Annotated in this window: 3 protein-coding genes; all 3 read left to right on the forward strand. The window is 39.1% G+C overall.

Annotated elements, in window-relative coordinates:
* Positions 1–518 precede the first annotated feature (518 nt).
* The 3 genes from QZ379_RS12075 (at position 519) to QZ379_RS12085 (ending at position 4546) form a co-directional block, all read left to right on the forward strand.
* On the forward strand, positions 519–818 hold the full coding sequence (locus QZ379_RS12075) for a helix-turn-helix transcriptional regulator (RefSeq protein WP_005649220.1): 300 nt from the start codon (positions 519–521) through the stop codon (positions 816–818).
* A gap of 16 nt (positions 819–834) precedes the next feature.
* A complete protein-coding gene (locus QZ379_RS12080; protein ID WP_057249785.1) occupies positions 835–3663 on the forward strand; it encodes a type I restriction endonuclease subunit R in 2829 nt (942 codons plus the stop codon).
* Between the two features lie 82 nt (positions 3664–3745).
* The gene (locus QZ379_RS12085) at positions 3746–4546 is read left to right on the forward strand and encodes an agmatine deiminase family protein (RefSeq protein WP_291565179.1); all 801 of its coding nucleotides are present in this window, start codon (positions 3746–3748) and stop codon (positions 4544–4546) included.
* Positions 4547–4730: the final 184 nt, after the last annotated feature.

Genomic DNA, 4730 nt, shown 5'->3' on the forward strand with positions numbered 1-4730 from the left:
TCGGGATACGAAGCAAGTCAGCCGATAAGTTTCCGCTGTATAAGGCAATTTGTTCTGGCATCGCATGAAATACGAACAGTCGGAACAGCTTGCCTGTATTTTAAGACGGGTATTCAAGGATATAGGCCGTTCCGCCAGTGCAAGCTTTAGCCTGCATCATCGGGACGGCCTGCTTGTTTGCGTTTTCAGACGAGCCACCGGTAACCAGTTGCCAATGTCAGAGCCTTTGAAGTGAAGAGTAGTGTAACCTTAAAGGCTCTGTCTTTGGCAACTGTCCTGGTTTATCTGCATGATTGTATGAACCTGTCGGCTGAAACTTGCCTGGTGTCACAGATACGAGGCATATCTGCCGGTCTGTTTTATATATCTATAGTTTATTTGTGGATACCTGGCTTCTATTCCGTAAACTGATAAGTAGAAAATTGAGTTAATATAGCTACAATACAACTCATTGGTTGTAATTTATCAAATAATTGCATTATCTTTGCATGTAGACGTGCGATAAAGTAATCTTTTTAATGAATATAGCAGCAGACAAAATTTCCTGTAAAGCTTTGGACGTTACAGGAGCAGAAATCAGAATTGAGCAAGATAAAAAGAATTGGGTAGAGTATTCACAGTTAATAGCCGGGGTTATGTCTAAGCGGATGGCGGAACTTGGCTTTACGCAGTTAATGCTTGCTGAGAAGATGAATTGTACCCAACAATATATTTCAAAAATATTGAAAGGGAAAAAGAATATGTCACTGGAGACTATATGCAAAATAGAGAATGCATTAGGCATCGAGATTATCAAAAGTCTAAATAGAAATGAATAACGAATAAAGCAGATTTATGTCAATACAAAGTGAAGCGGCATTAGAAGCCGGACTTATCGCTGCCCTTCAACAAATGGACTATGAATATGTCCAGATTGCAGAGGAAGATAATCTTCAAGCCAATTTCAAACGGCAGTTGGAGAAGCATAATCATAAGCGGTTGTCAGAGCATGGTCGTACTGAATTTACCGATGAGGAATTTGAAAAGATACTTATCTACCTGGAAGGTGGTACGCGCTTTGAAAAAGCAAAAAAACTCCGGGACCTCTATCCGCTTGACACGTCAGATGGCAAGCGCATTTGGGTGGAGTTTCTCAATCGTCAGCAATGGTGTCAGAATGAGTTTCAGGTGTCGAACCAAATTACGGTGGAAGGACGTAAAAAATGCCGTTATGATGTAACCATTCTTATAAATGGTTTGCCTTTGGTTCAGATTGAATTGAAACGCCGTGGCGTGGAACTGAAACAAGCATACAATCAAATACAGCGTTACCACAAGACTTCATTCCACGGACTATTTGACTATATCCAGTTGTTTGTCATATCAAACGGAGTAAATACACGTTATTTCGCCAATAATCCGAATAGTGGTTATAAATTCACATTCAACTGGACTGATGCTGCCAATCATCCGTTCAATGAGTTGGATAAGTTTGCCGTATTTTTCTTAGAGAAGTGTACGCTCGGTAAAATTATAGGAAAATATATTGTACTGCATGAGGGCGACAAGTGCCTGATGGTGCTTCGCCCTTATCAATTTTATGCGGTAGAGAAGATTTTGGACAGGGTACAAAACTCTAACGACAATGGCTATATCTGGCATACAACAGGGGCTGGAAAAACATTAACTTCATTCAAGGCGGCACAGCTTGTATCGGAATTGGATGATGTAGATAAGGTGATGTTTGTAGTTGACCGTCATGACCTCGACACTCAGACACAATCGGAATACGAGGCATTTGAGCCGGGTGCGGTGGATAGTACCGACAATACGGATGAACTTGTGAAGCGACTGCAAAGCAATTCAAAGATTATTATCACTACCATTCAGAAACTCAACTCCGCAGTCAGCAAGACTTGGTATAGCAACAAGATTGAATCTGTCCGTCACTCACGTATCGTAATGATATTTGATGAGTGTCATCGCAGTCATTTCGGGGACAGCCACAAGAAGATTATGAAGTTCTTTGACAATGCCCGGATATTCGGCTTTACCGGAACGCCTATTTTTACTGAGAATGCGGTGGACGGACATACCACCAAAGAAATATTCGGCAATTGCCTCCATAAATATCTGATTAAGGATGCCATTGCGGATGAAAACGTGCTTGGTTTCCTTGTGGAATACTATCACGGCAATGAAGTCGTTGATAATGACAATCAAGCCCGGATGGAAGAAATTGCAAAATTCATCCTTAACAATTTCAACAAATCCACATTTGATGGAGAATTTGATGCCTTGTTTGCCGTGCAGTCCGTTCCGATGCTTATACGCTATTACAAGATTTTCAAATCTTTGAATCCTAAAATCCGAATCGGTGCAGTGTTTACATACGCAGCCAATAGTAGCCAGGATGATGACCAGACAGGTATGGGTACAGGTCAATATACAAGTCAAAGTGTAGGTGAAGCTGACGAACTGCAAGCCATCATGGATGATTACAATAAAATGTACGGAACAGCTTTCACGACTGAGAATTTCCGAGCATACTATGATGACATCAACCTGCGCATGAAAAAGAAGAAAACGGACATGAAACCGCTTGACCTTTGCCTTGTCGTGGGTATGTTCTTAACCGGCTTTGACAGCAAGAAACTGAATACGCTCTATGTGGATAAAAACATGGAGTATCATGGCTTGCTGCAAGCGTTCAGTCGTACCAACCGAGTACTGAACGAGAAGAAGCGTTTTGGTAAAATCGTTTGTTTTCGTGACTTGAAAAGTAATGTTGATACGTCTATCAGGTTATTTAGTAACTCTGACAATCCTGAGGATATAGTGCGCCCTCCGTTTGAGGAAGTAAAACAGGAATACAGAACTTTAGCAACAGAGTTTCTTCAAAAATATCCTACGCCCGGCAGCATAGACTTTCTGCAAAGTGAAAACGACAAAAAGAATTTTGTGCTTGCTTTTCGTGATATAATCCGCAAACACGCAGAAATCCAGATATACGAAGATTATAGCGAAGATGCGGACGATCTTGGACTGACAGAACAACAATTCAACGACTATAAGAGTAAATACCTCGACATAACAGTTGGCTTTATCAATCCTCCAGTTACACCACCAGTTGTTGCGGAAGACCCTGTGCCATACGGCAGTAATCAAGGCTTGGAAGATATAGATTTCTGTCTTGAGCTTCTGCATAGTGACATTATCAATGTGGCTTATATCCTTGAACTCATTGCCGACCTTGATCCATATAGCGATGATTATTCTGCTAAACGCCAGCATATCATTGATACTATGATTAAGGATGCTGGAATGAGAGGCAAAGCCAAACTCATAGACGGCTTTATCAAAAAGAATGTGGATGAAGACAAGGAAAACTTCATGACTGGGCGTAATAAGGCTGACGGCACAAATGAATTGGAGGAACGCCTGAACCAGTATATTGTATCTGAACGAAATAAAGCTATATGTGATTTGGCTGATGAAGAACAAATTTCTTCCGAGGTGCTTAATCTCTATATAAAAGAGTATGACTATTTGCAGAAGGAACAGCCTGAAATCATACAAAAGGCCTTGAAAGAGAAACATCTTGGTCTGATAAAGACAAGAAAAGCATTGACACGCATTCTTGATAGATTGCGTGGTATTATAAGAACTTTTAGTTGGGATTGAAGTTATGTTGGATAGCAAAACAAATAAAGTTTTCTTTTCTGCATGTTTTACTCAGACATACAGAAAATGCAAAAAGTCTATCATGGAAGCTTTGAAAGCAAAAGGTATAGAGATTGGTTCGAATATCAGACAGACAAAAGATATTTGGGCAAGAGACTATATGCCTATTCAGATAGATGAAAATAAATTCATGCGCTATAAATACACCCCGGATTATCTTGTAAAAGTTCCGGGTATGAGTAAGTTTATTACCGACAAACCTGATTGTGATTTTCTTAAAGACAAAGATATAGTAGATTGTAATCTTGTTTTAGATGGTGGCAATGTGGTCGTTTGTGGTAATAGGATAATTTTGACAGAAAAAGTATTTGAAGAGAATACTGAATTGTCAAAGTATGAGATTACCAAACGTATTGAATCCGCTAGCGGAAAACAGGTAATATGGATACCTTGTGATCCGAATGAAATTGCAGAGTGCGAAAAAAGAAATGAACTTCCTTTATGTCATGCTGATGGTATTTTACACGCAATAGATGAGAATACGATATTACTTTCAAACTATATAGACTATGATCCGGAATATCGGTTGAAATTGTTAGAGCGTTTATCTCCATATTTTAATATTAAAGAATTTCAATTTGGGGATATCAGGACAGAAAATTCATGGATATATATTAACTATCTGCAAGTTGGTAATGTAGTGCTTATGCCTGTTGTAAATGAAAAAGCAGATGATGTCGCTGCCGAGCAGTTAAAAGAGTTTCTACAAGTGGAATCTGTTATTCAAATAGATTCATGTGAGCTTACCTTCGAAGCGTCTGACGGAAATATCGGAGGTTCACTTCATTGTATTTCATGGAATGTTTTTGATTCATCAATATAAAGTCAACAAATGGATAAAACATTCCTAATCAGGTGGTATGGCTCTTTTTACGGTGAAAACGCTTTGGACGATTTGAAAGAGTGGGAAAATAATCATTCGGACTATACATGTAATTTATACCTAATAAAAGGATATAAGAAATATGCAAAGACCACTAATCATTATTATATTGGCAAGACTATAC

Origin of the sequence: Bacteroides sp., assembly GCF_019417265.1 — a bacterium.
Lineage (GTDB): Bacteria > Bacteroidota > Bacteroidia > Bacteroidales > Bacteroidaceae > Phocaeicola.